Origin of the sequence: Nocardia sp. NPDC049526 (assembly GCF_044465765.1) — a bacterium.
GTDB lineage: Bacteria > Actinomycetota > Actinomycetes > Mycobacteriales > Mycobacteriaceae > Nocardia.
This window is the reverse complement of the sequence record NZ_JBITMA010000002.1, coordinates 107,245-132,137: the sequence shown is the minus strand read 5'-3', so window position 1 is coordinate 132,137 and position 24,893 is coordinate 107,245. Positions and strand designations below refer to the sequence as shown.

The 24,893-nt window shown below is 67.1% G+C and carries 11 protein-coding genes and 1 pseudogene; 8 read left to right on the top strand and 4 right to left on the bottom strand.

What is annotated here, in order from left to right:
* The first annotated feature begins 6 nt into the window (after positions 1-6).
* The 6 genes and pseudogenes from ACIBW7_RS05465 (at position 7) to ACIBW7_RS05440 (ending at position 4,252) form a co-directional block, all read left to right on the top strand.
* Entirely contained in the window at positions 7-1,242 is a 1,236-nt protein-coding gene (locus ACIBW7_RS05465) for a hypothetical protein (protein ID WP_397044423.1), read from the top strand.
* Positions 1,235-2,749 carry a serine/threonine-protein kinase gene (locus ACIBW7_RS05460; protein ID WP_397044421.1) on the top strand — a complete coding sequence of 505 codons (1,515 nt, stop codon included), beginning with the start codon at positions 1,235-1,237 and terminating at the stop codon, positions 2,747-2,749. The genes ACIBW7_RS05465 and ACIBW7_RS05460 overlap by 8 nt, the downstream gene beginning before the upstream one ends.
* A 21-nt stretch (positions 2,750-2,770) precedes the next feature.
* Positions 2,771-2,839 (top strand): annotated as a pseudogene (locus ACIBW7_RS05455) (hypothetical protein); the annotation flags it as partial.
* Positions 2,828-3,325, top strand: coding sequence for a condensation domain-containing protein (locus ACIBW7_RS05450; RefSeq protein WP_397045724.1), 498 nt, complete (start codon positions 2,828-2,830; stop codon positions 3,323-3,325). The pseudogene ACIBW7_RS05455 and the gene ACIBW7_RS05450, both read left to right, overlap by 12 nt.
* A gap of 49 nt (positions 3,326-3,374) precedes the next feature.
* On the top strand, positions 3,375-3,914 hold the full coding sequence (locus ACIBW7_RS05445) for a condensation domain-containing protein (RefSeq protein WP_397045722.1): 540 nt from the start codon (positions 3,375-3,377) through the stop codon (positions 3,912-3,914).
* Positions 3,911-4,252 carry a hypothetical protein gene (locus tag ACIBW7_RS05440; RefSeq protein ID WP_397044419.1) on the top strand — a complete coding sequence of 114 codons (342 nt, stop codon included), beginning with the start codon at positions 3,911-3,913 and terminating at the stop codon, positions 4,250-4,252. The genes ACIBW7_RS05445 and ACIBW7_RS05440 overlap by 4 nt, the downstream gene beginning before the upstream one ends.
* On the opposite strand, the gene ACIBW7_RS05435 is transcribed toward ACIBW7_RS05440, so the two are convergent.
* Positions 4,218-5,234: an alpha/beta fold hydrolase gene (locus ACIBW7_RS05435; protein WP_397044417.1), complete on the bottom strand. Its 1,017-nt coding sequence runs from the start codon at positions 5,232-5,234 to the stop codon at positions 4,218-4,220. The genes ACIBW7_RS05440 and ACIBW7_RS05435 overlap by 35 nt on opposite strands.
* Before the next feature lie 23 nt (positions 5,235-5,257).
* Positions 5,258-5,758 (bottom strand): DinB family protein, encoded by a 501-nt coding sequence (locus ACIBW7_RS05430; protein WP_397044416.1) that lies wholly within the window; start codon positions 5,756-5,758, stop codon positions 5,258-5,260.
* Between the two features lie 87 nt (positions 5,759-5,845).
* Here ACIBW7_RS05430 and ACIBW7_RS05425 point away from each other — a divergent pair, with 87 nt between their 5' ends.
* Entirely contained in the window at positions 5,846-6,448 is a 603-nt protein-coding gene (locus ACIBW7_RS05425) for a helix-turn-helix domain-containing protein (RefSeq protein WP_397044413.1), read from the top strand.
* Positions 6,449-6,458: 10 nt separating this feature from the next.
* Here ACIBW7_RS05425 and ACIBW7_RS05420 read toward each other — a convergent pair whose 3' ends face one another.
* A complete protein-coding gene (locus ACIBW7_RS05420; protein ID WP_397044411.1) occupies positions 6,459-7,124 on the bottom strand; it encodes an SRPBCC family protein in 666 nt (221 codons plus the stop codon).
* A 149-nt stretch (positions 7,125-7,273) separates the two neighbouring features.
* Between ACIBW7_RS05420 and ACIBW7_RS05415 the strand changes: the two genes are divergently transcribed.
* The gene (locus ACIBW7_RS05415; protein ID WP_397044409.1) at positions 7,274-7,921 is read left to right on the top strand and encodes a TetR/AcrR family transcriptional regulator; all 648 of its coding nucleotides are present in this window, start codon (positions 7,274-7,276) and stop codon (positions 7,919-7,921) included.
* Positions 7,922-7,939: 18 nt separating this feature from the next.
* On the opposite strand, the gene ACIBW7_RS05410 is transcribed toward ACIBW7_RS05415, so the two are convergent.
* Positions 7,940-24,559, bottom strand: a complete 16,620-nt coding sequence (locus ACIBW7_RS05410; RefSeq protein ID WP_397044408.1) for an amino acid adenylation domain-containing protein — start codon at positions 24,557-24,559, stop codon at positions 7,940-7,942.
* Positions 24,560-24,893 lie beyond the last annotated feature (334 nt).

Here is a 24,893-nt window from a genome sequence, read left to right as displayed (position 1 = left end):
GTACCGATGTATTCGCGCGCTGAAGGTATACGAGCCGTCGCCGTATTGGCCGCGGCCCTGACAGTGTTGTGCGGCTGTGTGCGGCCCGGCCAGCCGACGCCCGAACACCTCGACCTGGCGGCGCTCGACGTCGGATCGAACAGCGTCGACCCGCTGTCGCCGCCCCGTACCAGCACCGACAAGTACGGGCGGGTGCTGGAATCGGTGCGGATGGCTGAAGCCGCGCTCGACCCCGTCGAGGTCGACCCGGCGTTGACCATCGGCGTCGTCGACCGGATCGCGCCGTTGCCGACTCCGCTGAAGGCGGCGGGCATTCTGGCCGAGCGGGTCCGTGACGTGCTCGAATCGCATGGCATGTTGGCCGGATTCGCGGTCAGTGGCAGCGATGTCGACTTCGGCGGCGCGCCGCCGAAGATCGGCGCCGGGCGGCTGTTGACGGTGATCCTGCTGCGCTTTCCCGATCCCATGGCGGCGCAGTTGGCGGCTCGGCAGATGGACGCCACCGATGCCGCGATCAGCCCGGACAATGTGCCGGTACGGCTCGCGGAGTACCCGTCGGCCTTCGTGCACTGGCGCCCGGCGGTGCCGACCATGGCCGCGACGATCGCGCAAGGGTCGTTCGTCGTCAGCGTGCTGGCCGGGCACACCGCACCGGATCAAGCGGTCCTGACCGGGCTGGTGCGCAAGGCTTTCGACGTCCAGCTACCCAGGTTGCGCGACTTCCATGAGACCGCACCGGATCGGTTCGCCGACTTGCCCCTGGATCAGGACCGCATGCTGTCGCGGTTGCTGCCCTACGGTGCCGGGCACTGGTCGTATCCGACGGTGACCGCATCGGACTCCGATGACAATGCGGGCTGGTCGTCCGGCATCCGCATCAGCGGTGTGGTGCTCGGCCCGCACGCCACCCGGCTGATGAAGTACCTCGGCTTCAAGGAACCGATCGAAATCGTTGCTATGAACGGTCACAACCTGCTCGAGCGGTTTCCGGATGCCGTCAGTGCGCGCCGGGTATTCACCGAGGAGATGCGCGCGGCGGACCCCAGCAAGAGAATCGCCGCACCGGCCGGGGTCCCGGACGTGTATTGCCGCGACGGCATCAACGCGCAGCCCGAGTGGCCGGCCCAGGTCCTCTGCCATGTCCTCTACGGCCGGTACTCCGCGACCATCGTCGGCCGGAATCCGACGGACGTACATCAGCTGGTTGCCGCCCAATACGCGCTGCTGGTGCGCAGTGGATAGCAACCAGGCCCGAAAGTTGTTGCCGGGTACGGTTTTCGCGGGGTACCGGATCGAGCGGTTGCTCGGCAGCGGCGGCATGGGAACGGTGTATGTGGCAGCGCACCCCCGGTTGCCGCGCCGGGACGCGCTGAAAGTGCTGTCGGCGGAATACAGTACGGATCCCGAGTTCCGGGCCCGCTTCGTCCGTGAGGCCGAACTCGCCGCCCGGCTGGATCATCCGAACATCATCGGCGTCTACGACCGAGGCATCGAGTACGGACGGCTGTGGATCGCGATGCGGTTCATGGACGGCCCCGACGCAGCCGAACTGATCCGCCGGCGCGCGGCAGCGCCGTCCCCGCAGCGGGTCTTGCACATCATCGGCGCCGTCGCTCGCGGCCTCGATCACGCGCATCGGGCAGGCATGCTGCACCGCGACGTCAAACCGGCCAATATTCTGGTCGAATCGATTCCAGGACAACCGGATCGGGTCGCCATCACCGACTTCGGTATCGCCAAGGCCGCGGCCGCGACGACGGTGCTGACCCAGGCGGGATCGATCCTGGCGACCATTGCCTATGCGGCGCCGGAGCAGTTGACCGGAGCGGCGGTCGATCACCGTGCCGACGTCTACTCGCTGGGCTGCACCCTCTACGAACTGCTGACCGGCGCGAAACCGTTCCCGCGCGCGACGACCGGTGCCGTGATCACGGCGCACCTCCAGGATCCGCCGCCGCGGCCGACCGCGACCGTCCCGGAACTGCCCGGGCAGATCGATGACGTGATCGCTCGCGCGCTGGCCAAGGATCCGCAGCAGCGCTACCCGAGCTGCGGAGCGCTCGCCGCCGCGGCGGCAACGGCTTTCGGCGTCGCTCAGGATCCGGTTCCGGCGATGGGCGACCGACCGGCTCGGCGCAGGAACATCGGTATCGGGGTCGGTGTCGTGACGGCGGTGGCTGTCTTGGTGATCGCGAGTATTTTTGTGCTGAACCGTAATTCGACCCAGCATCCGGCATCGTCTCCGGCGGACGCGCTGTCGAGCGTGCCGTCCGCGACGGTACCGGTCGACCCGAATTCCTGGGCGGCGCACGAGCGGGTGATCAAGGCCTTCCCGCAACTGCTTCCGAAAACGCAGGCGGACAGCGGTTATCAGGGCCTCAGATGCGTCGCGATCGATGGCGATCAGCGGCCGATCGACGCGAGACAGACGCGGGATTCGATGAACTCGTTGGCCTGCAACGGAAACCGAGATCCGGTTTCCCGAATCCTGGTGCGGTGCGGGATCGACAAACCGGCCGATGAATTCGTGCCGTCGCTGGGTGGAACCTTGGTCGGTACAGAAAGCTGGGAGCGGCCGACGGGACAGGGGCACGTCAGCTGGTACGACACCACCGGCGTGACGGAGCGCACGGGAGAGTTGCTGCTGCGATTCGACGACCCCGCGCGGGCGAACTGCACCATGGGGGTGTCCGGCGGCACCTCGGGCCAAGACCTCTACGAGCGCTGGTGGCGCAACGCACCCGTATGAGATGGTCGTGTTGTCGCCGCTCTCCGGTCCGCACTCGGCGTCGGGGTGTCGCTGCGCGATCTGTTCGAGTCACCGACGATTGCCGCACTGGAGCAGGCACTCGATCGGCGCGGGCACGGCACGGGGACTGCCCGGGCGGGCTTCGCGCACGTTCCCCGCACCGCCCCGATTCCGCTCTCGCCCGCGCAACTGCGCCTGTGGACGGTGAACTATCTCGGCGGACAGCAACCCGACTACCTGATCGCGACCGCGCTCGACATCCGTGGACCGCTCGACGCGGGGGCGGTTCGGGCGGCGATCGGCGATCTGGTCGCCCGGCACGAAATCCGGTGCGCCGTACTGCCGTATGCGGTGGACGGCCCGGTGCAGCGGATTCCGCCGATCGGGTCGGCGCGGCCGGATTTCCGCATCGTGGACGCCGACGGTATCGACAGTGTCGAGCGGGCAATGGAATCGGAGATGCTGCACGGGTTCGACCTGACGGTGCAGCAGCCGATGCGAACCCGCCTGTACCGGTTGGGGCGCGAGCATCACATCTTGTTCGGGGTGGTCCATCACATTGCCGGCGACGGCTAATCCATGGGCATTCTCCAGCGTGATTTCCTGACCGCCTACCGGGCGCGGGCTGCCGGGCAGGGTACCGCAATGGCTCAGTCCGGCAACGCAATTCGCGGACTATGCGATGTGGTTGAGGCAGCTGCTCGGCCCGGAGGCCCAGGTGCCCGAGCAGCAGACGCGGTACTGGCGCACCATGCTCGACGGCGTGCCGGATCATCCGGTGCTCCCCGTCGACCGTCCCCGCGCTGAGCGGCGGGCGAACACGGCGGCGGCAGTGCCCGTTCTCGTCGACGCCGACACCCATCGCAGGTTTGCCGGGACTGCCCTCGGCTACCGGGTGAGCATCTACATGCTGGTACACACCGCGCTCGCGATAGCGCTGAACGGTCACGGCGCCGGCACCGATCTGCCCATCGGGGTGGCATTGAGCGGACGCGATTCGGAAGGGCTGCAGGATGTCGTCGGGTGCGTGGTCGACACCGCGGTGGTGCGCGTCGACCTGTCGAGCGCGCCCACCTATCGCGAACTCGTCCATCAGGTCCGCGAGCGTGTCCTCGGCGCGTACGAGAACAAGGAGTTCCCTTCGATCGCCTTGTCGCGCTGGTGAACCCGCCACAGTCCCGGACCCATCATCCGCTGTTCCAGGTGATGGTGACCTATCTGCGCGGATTCGACACCGGCACGGCCCCAGATGGATTCGCGATCCGGCACCGGCCGGTAGCGGTGCGCCGAACCCCTTTCGAGCTACTGCTGAACCTGCGGGAGGAATACCACCCAGACGGACAATGCGCCGGAATCCGCGGCGAGATGGTCTACGCAGCCGAGCTTTTCGATCGATCGACGGTCGAGTCCGTCGTCGCCGCGATGACCACCTCGCTGGAGGCGATGTGCTCCGCCCCTGATAGCGGGGTTATCCCTCGAGGAAACGCAATAGCTCGGTGGTGACGAATTGAGGGTTCTCCTCGACGAGCCAGTGCCCCGCGTGCGGCACGTCGGCCGCCCGCACGATGTTTGTCATGCGCGCGGCCACTGTGGCTCGGACCGCGTCGAGTTGGCCCTGGGCGGTCATGAGCAGGGTCGGAACTGGTGTCGGTGCTGCTGCCACGGTGTCGTGGACGTCCTTGTCGAGGGCGCGGTAGAGCTCGAAGCCGCCCGACAGGACCTGGGGCCGACTGTAAGTGCGTGCGTATTCGTCGATGTCGGCGTCGGTGAACGGGGACCGGTCCGAGGTGCCGCCGAAGGCCGTGCCGCCGAACGAGACCTGGGGATAGAACAGCGCCAGGTAATCGCGGACGTCGTCGCCGACGACCACCTCCGGGATCCGCCGCTGAGAGTGAAAGGCGATGTGCCAGCTCAATGAGCGGTACGTGGACGCATCTATCGCGGGCCCGGGGAGCGGCAGGTCGAGGTAACCGAGGCGTGCGGTGTCGGCGGGGAATTGGCTGGCGTACTGGAATGCTACTGCGGCGCCGAAATCGTGCCCGACGACGCGGGCGTCGCGCACTCCGAGCCGGTCGGCGATCAGGGTGTGCACATACCGTGCCAGAGTGGCTTTGTCGTAGCCGGTCGGTGAGCCGGTGCTGTCACCCAATCCGGGAAGGTCGACGGCGTAGACGGTGTGGTGCTCGGCGAGTGCGGGCATGATCGGCCACCAGCCGTACCAGGTCTGCGGCCAGCCGTGGATCAGCACGACCGGCGTGCCGCTGCCGCCGGTCACGTAATGCATACGGACGCCGTCGATGTCGGCGAACTCGTGCCGAAAGGTGTTCTCGAACTCTGGATTTCCCTGGGTGGCGACAGCGTAGGGGGCAACGTCGGCGGAGGTCGGCGTGGAGCAGGCTGCGGTGCCGACTGTGATCAGCAGGGTGAGCGCGACGGTAGCTATCCGGCGGAAGCGGTGTGTCGGCGGCCGGTTTGTGGTGATCATGTGTTCCTGTCCTGAAGTAGAAGTCAGCGCCCGGTCGTGCCGTCGATCAGTTCGCGGAGGATGTCCGCGTGGCCGGCGTGGCGGCCGGTTTCCTCGATCATGTGGGTGAGTGCCCAGCGGATGCTCGGAGCGGGACGGCCCGGCCGTGGCCGGGGGACCGGTGCGCCGAGATCGGTGCAGCCGTCGAGTATTTCGTTGGCACGCTCGACCGCATCTCGGTAGCGGGCGACGACATCGGCCACGCTGTCGGCGGGTGCGGCCTGGAATGTCGCCTGCCAGTCGGTGACGTCGTCCCCGAGGAACATCGAGCGTTCGACGAAGGTCAGGTGCTGGAGCAGCCCGAGCAGATTCGTGCCCGACGGCACTGCGGCTGTTCGCACCCGCGGTTCGGGTGCACCGTCGACCTTCGCGGCGATCGCGGCCCGGAGGTAATCGAGGAATCCGCGCAGGACTTCGGTCTCGCTGCTTCCGGTCCGGGGCGGCGGGGTGTCGCCGCGACGTGGGCGGCGCGTGGTGGTGCTCATCAAGCCTCCTATGGTCGGCACGCGCTCAGTCTTGCCACGCTCACCACGGCCTGGCACGCAATCTTGCTGATCCGGCAAGATGGCCTCGTGGATCCCGAAACGGATGACGTGCTCGACGCGGTGGGGCCGCGGCTACGTGCGCTGCGGCGCGACCGCGGCACCACCCTCGCCGACCTCGCGGCGACGACCGGCGTATCGGAGAGCACCCTGTCTCGGCTGGAGAGCGGACAGCGCAGGGCGACCCTCGAGTTGCTCTTGCCGCTCGCCCGCACCTACGACATTCCGCTGGACGACCTCGTCGGCGCCCCACGCACCGGCGACCCCCGGATACACCTGAAACCGATCCGGCGGTCCGGGATGATCTTCGTGCCGCTGTCCCGGCGGCCGGGCGGGATACAGGCGTTCAAGATGATCATTCCCGCTCGGCCGGAACCGCTCGAGCCGACCCCGCAGACTCACGACGGCTTCGAATGGCTGTACGTGCTCAACGGTCACCTGCGGCTGGTGCTCGGCGAGCGCGACCTGATATTGCCGCCGGGTGCGGCGGCCGAGTTCGACACGTCCTTGCCGCACTGGCTCGGTAGTGCCGACGGCGGTGTGGTCGAACTACTTATCCTGTTCGGCCTGCACGGGATGCGTGCGCACGTGCGCGCCGACGGCCATCGATCGTCTCACGGCGGGAGCCGGTGAGAAATAGCCGTCAGTGCTGTGTTTCGGCGGCGGTCCGCAGGTCGGCCAGCCACGCCTCGAGACCGGCGCCGAGAAAGTGGGTGGAGGTCGGCACGTCCGCTTCGACCTGTGCTCCGTTCCAGTTCTCCTCGGTGCGCACCAGGACGCCGCCGTCCACCGGGGTGAAGGTCCAGACATGAATTCCGCCGTCGATGCGCATCCCATCACCGATCGCCGGTCCGCTCCAACGGATGCACCGGGCCGGCTGCAGCTGCTGGACGGTAGAGGTGATTGTCAAGGTGGTCGCGGGGGTCGTCGCGGTGGCGGGGGCGGGAGTGGTCCACCGGAATTGCGAACCAGCCTGCAGCGGCCCCGAATCCAGACGCTCGATGCTGGTGACCGGCTTCTGCCAGGACGACCAGCGTGCTACGTCGGTCTGCAGATTCCAGACGACGTCCAGCGGCGCTTCGATCAGGGCCTCGGTCCGGTAATGAATCGGTGCGGCAGTGTCTATGCCCGCACCCTCGCAGGTCAGCGGAGCCGGGTCAGCTGGGCCGTCGGCATGCGCAGGGATGACGGTGGCGCTCAGGAATGCGGCGGTCAGCGCGACCCCGAGCAGGGCGGTCCGCCCGCGGCGACGGATGGTGCCGGAGTCGGCGTGCGCCTTCGGGGTACCGGACAGGCGAGTGTCGTTCATGGTTCTGCTCCTCATCGACGGGCTCACCCGAATCGGTGAGCATCTATTGCAATGGTTAGAGGGTATAACCCGTTCTCGGTGAGAAGCAAGAGCAAAAGTGATACCTTCTAACCGACGAGCGTGGCGTATAGCCGGGAAGGGAGCGGTCCATGGCAAACCCAGGTGCGAAGACCCCGCGGGAGCGCTATCGAGCGCAGATGCGGGCAGAGATCAAGCAGTGTGCCTGGCAGCAGATCGCCACGGCGGGCGCGTCCGCACTGTCGCTCAACGCCATCGCCAAACAGGTGGGCATGAGCGGCCCCGCCCTGTACCGGTACTTCGTCAGTCGCGACGAACTGATCACCGAACTCATTCGCGACGCCTACCGCAGCCTCGCCGACACCTTGCGGGCGGCCCGAGACTCCGGCGCCGACCTGGCCGGACTGGCCTACGCGCTACGGGAGTGGGCCTTGGCCGACCCCCAGCGATACTTCCTCATCTACGGCACGCCCGTCCCCGGCTACCACGCACCCGACGACACCACCGAGATTTCGAACGAGATCATGACGATGCTGATCGAGGCGTTCTCCGCGCTGCCCGCGGACATACCGGCGACACCGTTCGACACCCATCTCGAACACCATCGCCGATGGGCCGCCGACCAGTCGGTACCAACCGCAACTCTGCACCGAGCGGTGTCCTTATGGACCCGGCTGCACGGCGTCCTCTCCCTCGAACTCGCCGGGCATTTCACCGGAATGGAGTTCGACCCCGCCCTGCTGTTCGCCGACGAACTCGACAGCCTCATCACACACTGACCACGCCGCAGCGGCGTATCACAACCACTCGCGCAGCACCTCCGCGATGCGCCGGAGCGCCGCATCGGTGGTCATCCGCCAGTGTGTGCTCGCCACCGGGTAGTTGTGTACGGAACCCGCCACCGCGTCCGCCCAGGTCGCGGCGCCTACGGAACCTGTCGGATCGTCGTGGGCCGCGGTGAAATAGACGAGGTCTCCGTCGAAGGACCGCGCACGATATGCCGCGTCGAGAGCCGCCGAACCGATCGCCGCGGCCACGACCCGTTCGATCCGCGCGGCCCCGAAGGATGCGAACGGCTCGGGGAGCGTACTCAATCGCTGTGCCAGCTCAGACAATTCCACCGTTTCGTCCAGGCCGAATTCCGCGGCTCGATCGCCGAGCAGTCCACCGAGCAGTTCCGGCACCGTCACCTCGATCCCTGCGAGTTTGGATCCGGCGCCGATGTCGAGTAGTCGACTGTCCATCATGCCCAGCAGCGCCACCTGCGCGCCTTCGTCCTGGAGTTGGACGGCCATGGCATGCGCGAGCACACCGCCGAGTGACCAGCCGAGCAGGTGGTAGGGACCCTCCGGTTGCACCTCGCGAACGTGTTTGACGTAGTGCCGCGCCCAATCCTCGATCGAATCCGGCAGTGGGTCCGCCGAACTCAGCGCGGGTGACTGTAGTCCGTAAATGGGCCGATCCGCATCGAGATGGGCTGCCAGCCCGGCGAACGACCACGCGATGCCCCCGATCGGATGGACGCAGAACAGCGGCTCGGCGGTGCCGGAAACCCGCAGCGGCAACAGCACATCGAACGCCGCTTCGGCACCGGCACCCTCTGCGCCGCGCGTACGCAACTCCGCGACGATGCCGGCGGGGGTGGGGGCGGTGAACGCCCACATCACCGGAATCGTTTCGGCCATCGCTTCGCTCAACCGAGCCGTCAGCTTGGTCGCGATCAACGAATTGCCGCCGAGTTCGAAAAAGTTGTCATCCAATCCGATGCGATCGAGACAAAGTACATCCGCGAAAATCTCGCAGACCATGGTCTCGAGCGCTGTCGTCGGTGCGTGGAAGGCGCGGGTCCCGAGCTCCGGTTCGGGCAGCGCCGCGCGATCGAGTTTGCCGACCTGGGTCAACGGGACCTCGTCGAGGACCACGATCGCCGCGGGAACCATATGCGACGGCAGGGTCCGTGCAGCCCAGTGGATCAGCCGATCCGGATCGATCACCCGGTCCTGGGCGGCCACCACATACGACACCAGAACCGTTGCCCCAGCGGAACTCTGCTTGCCGATTGTGACGGCGAAATCCACTTCCGCATGGGCGGCCAGTACCGCGTCGATCTCGCCTAGTTCGATTCGGAAGCCACGGATCTTCACCTGGAAATCGGTGCGGCCCCGATAGTCGAGTTCGCCCTCGGTATTCCAGGCCACCAGATCGCCGGTGCGATACATCCGGGCGCCCGGCTGGAACGGGTCGGCAACGAAACGATCCGCCGTCAGGTCAGCGCGACCGAAGTAGCCCCGCGCCAACTGCTTTCCGGCCAAGTACAGCTCACCCGCGACGCCGACCGGAACCGGGCGCAACCGCGAATCCAGCACGTATACCCGACTGTTCCACGCCGGCCTGCCGATCGGGACGGCCAGTTCATCGAACCTGCGCACCTGATGGCTGGTGATCGACACCGCCGTCTCGGTCGGGCCGTACAGGTTGTACAGCGACGTGTCGGGCGCCGCCGCCGCGAATCGGCGCGCCAGCGCGGCAGGCAGGGTCTCACCGATCGCCAGCACCTGGCGCAACGAGTCCGGCAGCCGACCCGTCAGCAATGCGTCGAGCATCGACGGCACCGCGTGCAGCGTGGTCACGCCCTGACGTTTCATCAGCTCGTTCAGGTATGCCGGGTCGCGGTGGCCATCCGGCGCGGCGATCACCAGGCGGCCGCCGCAGGCCGCGGCCGACCAGAATTCCCACACCGACAAATCGAACGTCGCGGCCGTTTTCAACAACACGGTGTCATCGACGGTCAATCCGAATTGCGCTGTCTTCCAAAGCAACTGATTGACAATCGCACCGTGTGAGACCGCGACCCCCTTCGGGCGACCCGTGGAACCCGATGTGAAGATCACATAGGCCGCGTGCCCGGCGCGCAACGGCGCGATCCGCTCTGCGTCGGTGATCGGGGCCGAGTCCACCGAGGACAGGTCCAGTCGATCCATCGGCACCACCGGCGCAGCGGAGGTTTCGAAACCGGCATCGGCATTCGTCAGCACACAAACCGGTGCCGCCGTCTGCAGCATGTAGTCGGTCCGCTGCGCGGGTTGATCCGGATCGACCGGCACGTACACACCGCCGGCCTTGCTCACCGCATACATCGCGACGACCAGATCCACCGAACGCCGAATAGCCAACGCCACCCGCGACTCCGGGCCCACACCTAGTGAAATCAAGTACCGCGCAACCTGGTTCACGCGGGCATCCAGCTCACGGTAGGAGATCCGAGTGCCATCGGCAGCGACCAGCGCCGTAGACTCCGGGGTGGCAGTGACAGTCTCGTCGAGCAGCGACACCAACGTGGTGGCCGTATTCACTTCGTGCGCGGTGTCGTTCCATGCCGTGAGGATCCGCGCGCTTTCTTCGGTCGCGAGCAGATCGATGGCACCGACCGGCACCTGCGGATCCGCGATCACGGCATCGAGGACCCGCACGAACCGGTCCACGAAACTCCGCACCGTCGACTCGTCGAACAGATCCGCGGCGTAGGTGAAGAAGCCGCCGATACCCGTCGGCACACCGTCCTCGTCGTAGCTGTCGGCCATGATCACATGCAGATCGAACTGCGACAGCTGTCGATCCGTTGCCAACCCCGTCACGGTCAAGCCCGGCAACTCCATCCTGGCCTGGGCAAGATTCTGGAACGACAGCCCCACCTGGAACAGTGGATGCCGCGCCGTCGAGCGCACCGGATTCAGCACTTCGACCAACTGCTCGAACGGCACATCGGCATGGGCGAACGCTTGGACGTCGATATCGCGTTGCCGCGCAAGCAACTCAGTGAAACCCGCACCCGCATCCACCCGGGTACGGAACACCAGGGTGTTGACGAACATGCCGATCAGATCGTCCAGCACCGCCTCACCTCGGCCCGCGATCGGCGTACCGATCGCAATATCGTCGGTGCCGGACAAGCGAGCCAGCAACACTGCCAGTGCGGTATGCACAACCATGAACAGCGTCGCACCCTCGGCACGTGCCAGCCCCGCCAACGCCGCATGCGCACGCGCATCGATGTGCAACTCCACCCGGCCGCCTGCGAACGACTGCACCGCCGGCCGCGGCCGGTCTGTCGGCAACTCCAGCTGATCCGGCAGGTCGGCAAGGGCGCGCCGCCAGTAGGCGATCTGCTCGGCCGCCATCGACCCCGGCCGGTCCGCACTGCCGAGCAACGCACGGTGCCACAGCGTGTAATCCGCGTACTGCACGGCCAGCGGCGACCAATCCGGGGCCCGCCCCAGTGCACGAGCCGCGTATGCCGACGCCAGATCACGAGTGAGCGGGCCACCGGAGTAGCCGTCACCCGCGATGTGGTCGACGACCATGGCCAGCACGAATTCGGCGTCCGCGACCCGGAACAGCACGGCGCGGACGGGCACCTCGGCGGTCACGTCGAATGTCGTCGTCGAAACCAGTTCCAGCACAGCCGATTCCACCTCGGCGGCACTGACGGTCCGAACCTCCAGCCGCGGCACCTCGCAATGACCGGGAGGCAGGATGACCTGCACCGGATCCGCTGCCTCCCCTGGCTGCGGATATATGGTTCGCAGGATCTCATGGCGCACAACGACATCGGTGAAGGCCTGTCCCAGCGCGGCGATATCCAGATCGCCGGTCAAGCGGATCGCGACGGGAATGTTGTATGCGGTCGACTCGGTATCGAACCTGTTGAGAAACCACATCCGTTGCTGTGCGGGCGACAGCGGAATACGTTCGGGCCGTGGGCCCGCTACCAGGGCGCGGCGACTCCCGGTACCGGTGAGCTCCGCCACCTCCCGCGCACAACCCGCGACGGTGGGCGCGGCGAACAGCACACGCACCGGAACCCGGGCATCCAGCGCCATGCCGAGGCGAGCGGTCACCCGCGTTGCGAGCAGCGAATTGCCGCCCAGCTCGAAGAAATTGTCGTCCGCGCCGATCCGCTCGATGCCGAGCACCTCGGCGAAGACACCGGCTACGGCCCGTTCCGCTACCGTCGACGGTTCCCGGTAGATGCGCGCCGCGAACTGCGGTTCGGGGAGGGCATTTCGGTCGAGCTTGCCGACCGCGGTCAATGGAATCTCGTCGAGCACCACGACCGACGCGGGAACCATATGCGACGGCAGGCTTTGCGCAGCCCACCGCGCCAGTTGATCCGGATCCAGCGACCGGCCCAGCACATACGACACCAGAATCGTGGCCCCGCTGGGGTTTTCGCGCCCGACGGTCACCGCGTAGTCCACGTCGGGGTGTGCGGCGAGCACCGCGTCGATCTCCCCGAGTTCGATGCGGAAGCCACGGATCTTCACCTGGAAGTCCGTGCGGCCCAGGTACTCCAACTCCCAACCGGTAGCCGTGGCATTCGTTACCTCGACCCATCGGACCAGATCGCCGGTTCGGTACATCCGCTCGCCCGGCGGACCCCACGGATTCGCGACGAAACGTTCCGACGTCGAGCCGGAACGCCCGTGATATCCGCGGGCCAGTGCCGGGCCGGCCAGATACAGCTCACCGGTGACACCCGCGGGCACCGGGTGCAACCGCTCATCGAGCACCACCGCCCACCCGCCGGGTACCGGACGGCCGATCGTTACCCGCTGTCCCGCAAGCAGAGTCGTATAGGTGGCGCCGATCGTCGCCTCGGTCGGACCATATCCGTTGATGAAGCGGCGACCCGGCTGCCACCTGGTAAGCAGTTCGGCAGTGGTGGCCTCGCCGCCTGCGGACACCACCGCCAAGTCGTCCAGGCCGGCGGGATCGACGGTGCCGAGCAGCGCCGGGGTGATGATCGTGTGCGTCACCCGCTCGCCGCGCAGCAGGTCGTGCAGTTCGGTGCCGCCGACGATATCCGGTGCGGCGATCACCAGGGTGGCACCGCTGTAGAATGCGCTGGAGAACTCCTCGATCGATTGGTCGAAACTCGGCGAACACACATGCAGCATCCGATGTTGCGGTCCGAGCCCGAGCATGTCGACAGTGTGGCCGACGAGTCCACCGAGCCCGGCGTGGGTGACGGCGACCCCCTTGGGCAATCCCGTAGACCCCGACGTGTAGATCACATAGGCCGGATGCGACATGCGCAGCGGCGCACGACGGTCCGCGTCGGTCACCGCCGCCGCCGAGTGGGCGGCGCAGCGTGCGAGCACCGCGGGATCGTCGAACACCAGCCAGTCCACCGTGTCGGGCAGATCTGCGTGCTCAGCGACCGTAATGCCCACCACCGCACCGGAATCGGCCACCATGTGCCGCACCCGGTCCACCGGATAGCTCGGATCGACCGGCAGATACGCACCACCGGCCTTGGCGACCGCCCATACCGCGGCGATCATCTCGTACGAACGTCGCATCGCCAGCGCCACCACCGTCTCCGGCGCGACACCTCGATCGATCAGTACGCGCGCCAGACGCGACGACAGCTGGTCGAGCTCACCGTAGGTGTAGGCCCGCTCCGCGTCGCGCACCGCGATGCGATCACGCCCGAAACCGACTCCCCGGGTCAGCAGATCCGGCAGCATCCCGACGGTAGCCGGGGCGCCGCCGCCCATCCGGGTCAGCCACTCGTACTCGTCGTCGACCAACAGCGGCAGATCGCGCACCTGCGTCGCGGGCTCGTCCACGACCTCCGCCAGCACCCGAACGAACCGCCGGGCGAACATCTCCGCCGTACTGTCATCGAAAAGGTCACGCGCGAAGGACATCTCGCCGCGCATCTGGTCCGAGTCGTCGGCCGCGGCCGAGATCGCCAGTGCCAGATCCCCGACCGCATCCGGCGGACTCTGGAACGACAGGGCCACCTGGAACAGGGGATGGCGATCCGGCGACAGCCGCGCTCCCAGCAGATCGACCAACTCGTCGAACGGAATACCCGCGTGCGTGAACCCTTGCAGTTCACGCTGATGTGCGTCGGGTAGGAGGTCCGCGAAGCGCGCGGCCCGATCCACCCGGGTACGCAACACCAACTCGGCCCGGCGGCCGCCCGGCGTCGGAGTGCCGATCGCGATGTCGTCGGAGCCTGATAGTCGCGCGAGCACGACCGCCAATGCCGTGCGCACCACCGCCGTCCATGTCACGCCCGCCTTGTGCGCAAGCTGTCGGAGACCCAGGCGTACCTCGTTCGGCACCGAGAACTCCACCTGCCCGCGGACATCGGACCGCGCCGCCGTGCGCGGTCGGTCGGTCGGCAGTTCCAGCCGATCGGGCAGGCCCGCCAATGCGGTGCGCCAGTACCGAGACCTGGTGATCAGGTCGTCCGACTCGGTGTCGCACAGCAGCGCGATATCGGCCGCGGTACGGTCCGGCGTCGCGGGCAGATCGCTGAGCACACGCCGCAGCCGATCGGCCACGGCCTGTGCCGTCTCGTCGGCGACGACATCGCGCCGGTACTTCACCTGCACCAGCGTCCGGGTCTCCAGGAAGACCACAACGGTGATCGGATAATGCGTGAAGTCGGCCCCGCGCATTTGCTCGATCCGCAACCCGTCGATGGCGCCGCCGGCCTGCTGTAGCCCCTCGGCGTCGACCGGGTAGGACTCGAAGACCAGCATCGTGTCGAACAGCTCGTCATGGAGGACGGCAGCCGACGGAGTTTGCGTAGTCGGCGGGGTGGGTGAGCACTGGGGGATGGCAGCCGACGGAGTTTGCGTAGTCGGCGGGGTGGGTGAGCACTGGGGGATGGCAGCCGACGGAGCTTGCGTAGTCGGCGGGGTGGGTGAGCACAGCTCGGCGACGCGTTGGATCGCGCCGAGTCCGAGGTGGTGATGGTCCAACAGTGACGCTTGCTCGGCCTGCAAACCCTCCAACAGAGCCCGCACCGATGTGCCGCGATCGAACCGGATCCGTACCGGGATGGCATCCACGAACAGGCCGATCATGTCGCCGATACCGTCGAGTTGCGGCGGTCTGCCCGAGACGGTCGCGCCGAAGACGACATCGTCGCGCCCGGTGCTACCGGCGATGACCAGACCCCACGCCGCCTGTATCACCGTATTGACGGTGACTTCGGCCGTTGCCGCGTACGCCGTGAGCGCCGAGGTCTGTGCGGTCGGCAGATCGAATTCACAGACGCCGAACCCATCACCGGTCGCCGCGGGCCATGCCAGTTCGGGGGCAAGCATGGTCGCGGTGGCGCCGGTCAACACGTCCGACCAGGCGCGCACCGCGGCCTCCTGGTCTTGCTGCGCGAGCCACCGCAGGTAGTCGCGGTAGGGCCGGACCGGTGCGAGCAGTGCCGTGTCGCCGCCGGTCGCGTACAGGACCAGGAGTTCTTTCATCAACAGCGGCATCGACCAGCCGTCGAGCAGGATGTGGTGTCCGGTCAACACGAGGTGGCTGTGCTTACCCACCCCGCCGACTACGCAAGCTCCGTCGGCTGCCATCCCCCCGTGCTCACCCACCCCGCCGACTACGCAAGCTCCGTCGGCTGCCATCCCCCCGTGGTGCCCGGAGTCGGTGGTGTACACCGTGAATCGCAGCAGCGGCGCCACCGCCGGATCGAATCCGCGTCGCCGCTCGGCGACCAGCAGTTCCGGCAGCTCGGCCTCGGACACGCCGTCGACGATCTGCCACGGCACCTCGACCCCGTCCACCACCAGTTGCACCGACGTCCCGTCGACTGTGGGTACGAAGGCCGACCGCAGGTTCGCGTGCCGGTCCAGAATGGTCTGCGCGGCTCGGCGCAACCGGCCCATATCCAGCTCGCCCGTCAGCCGCGCTGCCAGCTGGATTATGTAGGCGTCGACCGATCCGTCCAGTAGCTCGATGAGCACCCGCAGCGAATTCTGCAGCGGTGACAGTGGCAGCACATCCGACAGTCCAGGATGGTTCCGCCGCCACTGGTCCAACTCGACCTGGGAGACCCGCACCAGCGGCACGTCCGACGGAGTCAGACCGCCGGCAGCCGGATCCTTCGAGTGGTCGGCAATCGCGGTGAGCGCGGCCAGCCAGTCCTCGGCCAACTCCCGCACCGCCGCCTCGTCGAGAATCGCGGCGGCAAAGGCGAACGACGCCACCATCCGGGGGCCTTCCGCGGTATCGCTGACGATCGTGTTGATGTCGATCACCGCGGACAGCGGAAGGTCCGGATTCGGCTCTGCGGCAATGGCTCCCAGTTCTCCGGTCGGCAACCAGTCCGAGAGGCCGTCGGGCACTGCGCCCGTCGAGACGCGGCCGAGGTAGTTGAAGCTGATCTGCCCGAGATCACCGGCCAGCGCGTCGGCGGTATCCGGATTCAGATGCCGGAGCAGGCCGAAACCGATGCCGCGATCGGGCACGGAAAGCAGTTGCTCCTTCACCGATTTCAGCACCCCGGCGGTCGCTTCGCCCCCGGCCAGAGCGGCTTCGGTGTCGATTCCGGACAGGTCGATGGCCACCGGACTGATGCTGGTGAACCAACCCACGGTGCGGGTCAGGTCAGCGCCGGGCACCGCGTCTTCCTCGCGACCGTGCCCCTCGAGCCGCAGCCGCGTGACCGGAGCATCGATTCCGCGCCGTGCCCGCCAGGAACGCACCGCCATCGCGAGCGCGGCCAGCAGACTGTCGTTGGCGCCGCCCTGGTACAGCGCGGGAACCTTGGTGAGCACGGCATCGGCGACCTCGACCGGAACCCGGATATCGAACACGCCCCTGGTCTGGAAGGTATCGGCGACCGGGTCCACGGCACGCGTGCCGAGCAGTGGATCCGGTGTGGCCAACACCCGCTGCCAATAACCGAGTTCCTCGACACGGTCCGGTGTGGCAGCCGCTTCCACCAGGGCGTGCGCCCAGCGCCGGAAGGAAGTGCCGACGGCGGGCAATGCCACCGGCTGCCCGGCGCGGCGCTGCGCCCACGCCAGCACCAGATCCGGGATCAGGATGCGCCACGACACACCATCGATCGCATAGTGATGGACCGCGACGGCGACAGCGTCGCGCGCATCGGGTCTGCGCAGCCACGTGAACGTGATCATCCGGCCCGCAGCGGGATCCAATGTGGCCAGCGCGGAATCCATGGCCGCGTTGGCAATTCGGTTCAGCTCGGCCTCGTCGACACCCGTGGGCACCTCGACCTCGGCGACCAGCGCGTCGGCCTCGACGGCGCCACGCGCCAACACCTCGAACCGCCACGACCCGTCCGCCTGCCATACGCGCGAGCGGAGCACATCATGATGATCGAGCACCGCGTCGACAGTGGCCACCACACCCGCGCGATCGATCCCCTCCGGCAAACCGAGCACCATGCTCTGGGCGAACCGGCCGTATGAACCGTTGGCGAGGAACCAGGCAAGGACCGGAGTCAACGGAACCGCGCCGACACCACCGCCGGGCAACTCCGCCAGAACCGCCGCCGACTCCGCACCGACCACGGCAACACGCGCCAACCTCGCGACTGTCTTCTGCTCGAACACATCCCGCGCGGTGAACACCATCCCCGCCGCCTTGGCGCGCGACACCAACTGGATCGACATGATGCTGTCACCGCCGACCGCGAAGAACGAATCGTCCACCCCGACCCGCGCCACACCCAGCACCTGCGCGAAGAGCTCGGCAAGCCGCGACTCCACTGCGCCGACCGGGGCACGCGACACCGCCGTCGGGAACACCGGCTCCGGCAACGCTTTACGGTCCAGCTTTCCGTTCGAAGTCAACGGAACCCGGTCCAGCACCACAATCGCCGTGGGCACCATATGCGACGGCAGGATCCCGGCCGCATAGTCCCGCAGTCCGGCCGGATCCACCACCCGCCCCGGCGCCGCCAGCGCATACGACACCAATGCCGTTGCACCACCGGGCATCTCACGTCCCAGCGTGACCACGAAATCGATATCGGCATGTCGGCCGAGCACCGTGTCGATCTCGCCGAGCTCGATGCGGAAACCACGGACCTTCACCTGGAAATCGGCGCGACCGACGTAGTCGAGTTGCCAATCCGCCGACGGAACGGCGAGATTCCCCGCTCGCTGCTCCGGTGCCGCGTACCAGCGCACCAGGTCGCCGGTGCGATACATCCGCGAACCCGGCCCACCCCAGGGATTGGCGACAAATCGCTGCGCGGACAACCCGGCGCGGTTCCAGTAGCCACGAGCCAAGGCGGCGCCGGCCAGATACAGCTCACCCGTAACACCGGGCGGTACCGGATTCAACCGCGAATCCAGCACGAACGCCGAGCTGCCCAGAATCGGCTTACCGATCGTGATGTGCTGCCCCGCAACAAGTTCCACATTCGACGACATGACCGTCGCCTCGGTCGGACCGTACGCGTTGAACAACCGGCGGCCCGGCTGCCACTTGGCCAGCAGCTCCGGGGTGAGGACATCCCCACCCACGAACAGCGCTTCCATCCGGTCCACACCGGATGGATCGACCGTGCCGAGCACCGCCGGCGTGATGATCGTGTGCGTCACCCCCTCGGTCCGCAGCAACTCGCCGAGTTCGGGTCCGCCCATGACATCCGACGGCACGACCACCAACGTCGCCCCCACCGAGAACGCGCACATCCACTCCATCACCGACGGATCGAAACTCGGCGAACAGATATGCAGGTACCGGTGGTGCGGCTCGAGGCCGTACTGGCCGACCGAATGATCGACCAGATCGCTCAACCCGCCATGGGTTACGGCGACCCCCTTGGGCAGGCCCGTCGAGCCCGAGGTATAGATCACGTAGGCCGGATGTTGCGTCCGCAACGGCGCGATCCGCTCGGCATCGGTGACCGTGTCGGCGGACTTGCCGGCGCACAACACCGCCGTCGCCGGTGCATCCAGCACCAGCCAATCCACCGCATCGGGTAGGCGATCGGCGTAGTCGGATCCGGTAATGCCCAGGGCCGCACCGGAATCGGTCAACATGTGCCGTACCCGATGCGCGGGATGAGCCGGGTCGACCGGTAGGTGCGCACCACCGGCCTTGGCGATCGCGATGGCTGCCAGCACCATTTCGTAGGAACGGGGCAGTGACACCGCGACCGGCAGTTCGGGACCGACACCTCGATCGATCAGGATTCTCGCCAAACGTGACGATTGGTCGTCGAGTTCGCCGTAACTGATCGATCGACCCTGGTATCGCACCGCGATCCGGTCCCGGCCCATGGCGACTCCACGAGTCAGCAGATCAGGCAGCAACCGGTGCGCCCGCCCGTCGTGGTGGACCCGGGTCAGCAGGGCCAGTTCGTCGTCGTCGAGCAACGGCAGGTCACCGATCGGGTCCCCGGGGCGGTGCACCGCGGCCGCCAGCAGCCGGAGGAATCGTTCGGCGAAGACCTCCACGGTGCGCCGGTCGAACAGATCGGGCGCGAAAGAGAGGTTCGCGACGATGCGGGCGCTGTCTCGGTTCTCCCGAATGTGCAGGGCCAGATCGAACGGGCCGCGTGCGACGGGAGTCCGATCATCAGCGGACAACATCACCTGTACCAGTGGGTGACGTGCGTCCGACCGGACCGGATCCAGCAGTGCTACCAACTCTTCGAAGGGCAGTTCTGCTCGTGCGAATGCCTGTTGGGCAATATCTTTCGCCTGCGTGAGCAGATCGTCGAAGGAGATTTCACCCGGCACCCTGGTGCGCAGTACGACCGTGTCGACCGATCCGCCCGTTTCCGCGGGGGTGCCGATAGCGATGTCATCGGTACCCGATAGTCGCGCAAGCAGTACCGCGAGGGTCGCGTGTACGACGGTGAACACCGTCGTGTCGTGCGCGACTTGGTGTAGCCGGTGCCGCAGATCCGCACCGATCTCGAATTCGACGCACGAGTCCGCAAGGGAGGGGATCGCAGGCCGTGGACGATCCACGGGCAGGTTCAGCTCATCCGGCAGGCCCTGGAGCGCGGTGCGCCAGTAGCGCGTCTGCGAGATCAGATCGCCGCGATCATCGAAGAACCGATTTATTTCCGCCGGCGTGCGCTCCGGTGTCGCAACGAATTCACCGATGAGCAACCGCAACCGCGCGGCGAGCGCCTGTGCGGTCGCGGTGGTGATCATGTCGCGCCGGTACTGCACTTGTACATGCAGTTGGGTGCCCAACTCGACCACGACAGCCACCGGATAGTGCGTGAAGTTGCGACCTTGGAGATCGACGACCTCCAGCCCGTCGATCCTCGCGTGGGCCTGCCGCAAACCATCGGTGTCGATGGGATACGACTCGAAGGCCACGAGAGAATCGAACAACTCACCCGTACCAGCGGCGCGTTGAATATCGGCCAACCCGATGTGATGGCAGTCGAGCAATGAAACCTGTTCGGACTGCAGCCGAATCAGCAGCTGCCGCACCGGCGCATCGGAGTCGAACCGAACCCGAACCGGGACGGTATTGGCGAACAGGCCGACCATTTCGTCGACCCCGTCGACCTGCGGCGGCCGCCCGGAAACCACCGCGCCGAACACGACATCATCGCCGCCGGCACACGCCGCGAGCACCAGACCCCACGCCGCCTGGACCACCGTATTGACGGTGACCTCGGTTGCGGCGGCGAACCTCAGCAGCTCGGCTGTCTCATCAGGTGACAGATCGGCGGCGCAAACCCCGTGGCCGTCGGCGGGAGTCGCGGGCGGCGGCAGGGTCGTGGCCAGCCGAGTCGGTGTCGGAGCTGCCAGCGCCGCGCGCCACGTCTGCAGGGTGGCGTCCCGGTCGTAGCGCGCCAACCAGGCGAGATAGTCCCGATACGGCCTGACCCGCGGCAGCGGCGTCGAATCACCGTCGGCCGCATAGGAAACCAGTAGTTCCTTCATCAGCAACGGCATCGACCAGCCATCCAACAGGATGTGATGCGCGGTCAACACCAGATGTACGCGTCCGGAGTTCGTGCGATACACCGTGAATCGCAGCAGCGGCGCCACCGTCGGATCGAACCCGAGGCGTGCTTCGGCGGCCAGGAGCGAGGCCGGATCGGTGTCCGAGATGTCGACGATCCGCCACGGGACCTCGAGACCCTCCGCGACGATCTGGACCGGGGTGCCCTCGACCGAAGTTTGGAAGGCGGCCCGCAGGATCATATGCCGATCCAACATCGCTTGCGCCGCCCGCCGTAGGCGATCCAGATCGATCACACCGGACAACTCCACCGCCAACTGCAGCAGATAGGGATCTGCCGAATCATCCGAAAGCTGTGTCAGGAAAAGCAATCCGAGCTGCAGGGGCGACAGCGGCAGGACATCGACCAGACCCGGGTGCTCCCGCTGCCAGATATCGAGTTCACCCTGGGTGATCCGCACGAGCGGGACATCCGCCGGAGTCAGGCCACCGGCCGCCGGATCGTGTACATGTCCGGCGAGCATGGTCAGTGCGGCCACCCAGTACTCGGCCAGCTCCCGCACGGAGTCCTCGTCGAGGATCTCGGACGCGTAAGCGAAGGACGCACGCATCTGCGCGCCCGCGTCGGTATCGGTAACGATCGCGTTGATATCCACCACGGCGGCCGCGGGCATCGCCCGATCCTGGTCGGCTTCCGGGGTGCCCCAGTCGGCGGTCGGTAGCCAACTGTGATCCGTCAGCCCCTCCGGTACGTCGCCTGCGGAAATCCGACCGAGATAGTTGAAACCGATCTGGCCGAGCGCACCGTCGAGTTCGCCTGCGGTATCGGTGTCGAGATGACGCAGCATGCCGAAGCCGATGCCTCTATCCGGCACCGCGAGCAGCTGCTCCTTCACTGTCTTGAGCATCGCCGCGGTCGCGTCGGCGGTGTTCCATGCGGCATCGGCGTCGATGCCGGACAGATCGAGCGCAACCGGGTACATGCTGGTGAACCAGCCGACAGTGCGGTTCAGGTCGGCACCGGCGACGGCGGTTTCTTCACGACCGTGTCCCTCGAGCCGGATTCGCGTGGCCGCGGCATCGACCCCTCTTGTCGCTCGCCACGAGCGCACCGCCAGCGCCAACGCCGCGAGCAGACCGTCGTTGACTCCGCTCCGATACAGCCTCGGCAACTCGGTCAACACCGAATGGGTGATCTCGGCCGGCACCGTGACGGTGAAATGCCGCACCGTGGCCGCGGTGTCGACGACCGGGTCGAGTGGCCGCGCGCCCAATAGCGGATCAGCGACGGTCAGAACCTGCCGCCAATACGGCAGTTCGCTGGTACGGTCCGCGGCCGTCGCCGCCTCGACCAGACCGTGCGCCCACCGCCGGAACGACGTGCCGACGTCGGGCAGCTCGATCCGGTGCCCAGCGTCGCGTTGCGCCCACGCGGTCACCAAGTCCGAGATCAGGATTCGCCACGAGACGCCATCGATCACGTAGTGATGCGCGGCGATGATCAGCGCATCCCGGCCGTCCGGTCGAGACAGCCAGGTGCAGGCGATCATCCGGGCCGCCGCCGGGTCGAGCGTGTCGAGGGCGGAATCCATTGCCGCACTGGTGGTTCCGCATAGCTGATCGCTGTCCAGTCCCGCGGGCACGTCGATACGAGTGAGCAGCGCGTCCACGTCCACCGCATCCGGCGGCAGAGTGTGCAGCTGCCATCGCCCGTCGTCGGACCACAACCGTGCCCGCAGCATGTCGTGGTGGTCCAGCACCGCGGCGAGCGTGGCCACCAAACCCGCCCGGTCGATGTGCTCGGGTAGGGCAAGCACCATGTGCTGGGTGAACCGGGCGAACGACCTCCCTCCGACGAGGTGGGCGGCCAGCACCGGTGTCAGCGGAATCTCCCCGATACCGCCGCCGGGCAACTCCGAGAGCCTCGGCACGGGTTCGGCACCGACAGCCGCGACCCTCGCCAACCCGGCCACGGTGCGCTGCTCGAACACGTCCTGGGGGGTGAACACTATCCCTGCCGCGCGGGCCCGCGAGACCAACTGGATCGAGAGGATGCTGTCTCCACCGGCGGCGAAGAACGAGTCCTCCGCCCCGACCCGCACACCGAGCACTTGGGCATACAACTCGGCGAGCCGGGATTCGACGGCGCCCACGGGGGCACGCGTCACCGCCGCCTCGAACACCGGCTCGGGCAAGGCCTGCCGATCGAGCTTTCCGTTGGCGGACAAGGGGATCGCATCGAGCACGACGATCGCGGATGGCACCATATGGCCGGGCAATGCGGTTCCGGCGAAGCGCAGGAGTTCTCCGGCATCGAGGGAAATGCCGTTGCGCGGCAGCACGTAGGAGACCAGTACGGTCGCGCCGGAGGGCGCGAGCTTGCCGAGAGTCGCGGCGTATTCGATATCGGGGTGACCGGTCAGCGCGGCGTCGATCTCACCTGGCTCGATACGGAAGCCGCGGATCTTGACCTGGAAATCCGAGCGTCCCAGATATTCGATCGCGCCATCGGCCATGCGGCGCCGCACCAGATCGCCGGTGCGATACATCCGTGCGCCAGGGATGCCGGCTTCCCCGCCGAACGGATTCGCCACGAATCGTTCCGCCGTGAGCGCCGCCCGCCCCAGGTAACCCTGCGCGAGCGCGGGACCGGACAGGTACAGTTCGCCGATCACTTCGGCGGGTACCGGCCGCAACCGCGAATCGAGTACCACCGCGCCGACACCCGGTAGGGCGGTACCGATGGTGATCGGCTGACCGGGCGCCAACTCGGCGCTAGCAGTGGCGAGAACGGTGACCTCGGTGGGGCCGTAAGCGTTGTAGAAATACCGTCCGGCGACCGCCCACCGCTCGACCAGCCGGGGGCCGAACGCATCACCCGCGACTACCACGACCCGCAACGCGTCGAGTCCGGCCGGATCGACCGACTCCAGCGCCGCGGGCGTGATCAGCATGTGCGTGACACGCTCACGACGTAACAGGTCGCCGAGTTCGGCGCCGCCGAACACCGCCGGCGGGGACACCACGAGCGTCGCGCCGGAACTGAAGGCCAGCAGCAGCTCGAGTACCGATACATCGAAGTTCGGCGAACAAACGTGCAGCACCCGCGAATCGCCGTCGACCGCGTAGCGCTCTCGCTGAGCGTTCACCAGCATCGCAATACCGGCGTGAGTCACCACAACGCCCTTCGGGCGACCGGTGGAGCCGGAGGTGTAGATGACGTAGGCCGGATGCTGTTCGGTCGGTGTGCCCACCCGGTCGACGTAGGAGATCGGATGTGCGGGCTGTGCCGCGATCCGCTCCCGGTGCAGCGGATCATCGATGTCGAGCCAGTAGATCTCGCTGCCGAACCGCGAGCGATGCGTCGAGTCGGTGAGCCCCAGCACCGCCCGAGAGTCGGCGACGATGTATGCGCTGCGCTCCGGCGGAAGGCTGGGGTCGACCGGCACGTAGGCGGCACCGGTCTTGGCGATGGCCCATACGGCCAGCACGGATTCGATCGAGCGCGCCAAGCCGACGGCAACGACGTCGCCGGGGCCCACGCCCCGCCGGATCAGTTCCCGTGCCAGTCGCGATGACGACTCGTCCAGCTCCGTGTAGGTGAGTTCGCGCTGATCAGCGAGTTCGCCCGTCGGGTTGTAGCGGATCGCGATCGAGTCGGCCGCGGATTCGACCGCGGCCCCCAACAACTGCGTGAAGAGCGGGCTACTCGATCTGCGGCGAATTCGACCCCGAACAGTGCGACGAACCCTATCCATTCGAGTACTACAGTCCTCTCGCGTCGAGCCCACAGGTCTTGCCGAAACCCACGAACCCGGCCGTATCCCGGCACACCGTTGGCGGACCAGTGTCGAACAAAGCGAGAAGGAATCGATTTTGGAGTATTTGTGCCCTATCAAATCACAGGCACCGGCGTCATGACGTCAGACGGGTTGCATCCGGGGCGGGGCGCTCACCAGTTGCTGGATCAATAGCCACCCGCACGCGGAGCGGTCCTGAGACTCCGTATCCGGCGGGGAG